This is a genomic window from Corynebacterium sp. (genome assembly GCF_030826625.1).
GTDB lineage: Bacteria > Actinomycetota > Actinomycetes > Mycobacteriales > Mycobacteriaceae > Corynebacterium.
On record NZ_JAPJNQ010000010.1, the window covers coordinates 38,844 to 39,133 of the forward strand.

Below are 290 nucleotides of genomic sequence, written 5' to 3' on the forward strand. Positions count from 1 at the left end.
ACGGGTCGCCCAGCGCTTACGGTCGTAGAATTCGGTTTTAAGCGTCGACCAGAACGACTCGGCCATCGCGTTATCAAAGCAGACACCAGTACGGCCAACCGATTGTGCAATCCCTAGTTCGTCACAGACCTGCCATAGCTGTTCGCTGGTGAACTGGGTACCACGATCGGCGTGGAAGACCACGCCATCGGGTACTTCACCACGCAGGATATAAGCCATGCGCAGTGCGCGTTCAACCAGGGAAGTATCTTGCACGCTATCCATAGCCCATCCCAGTACCCTGCGGGAAT

The 290-nt window shown here is 56.2% G+C and carries 1 protein-coding gene; it reads right to left on the reverse strand.

Annotation, left to right across the window (positions count from 1 at the left end; all coding sequences use genetic code 11):
* The coding region (locus RCH87_RS02540; protein ID WP_306515186.1) for a DDE-type integrase/transposase/recombinase at nt 1-290 on the reverse strand (290 nt) is incomplete at both ends.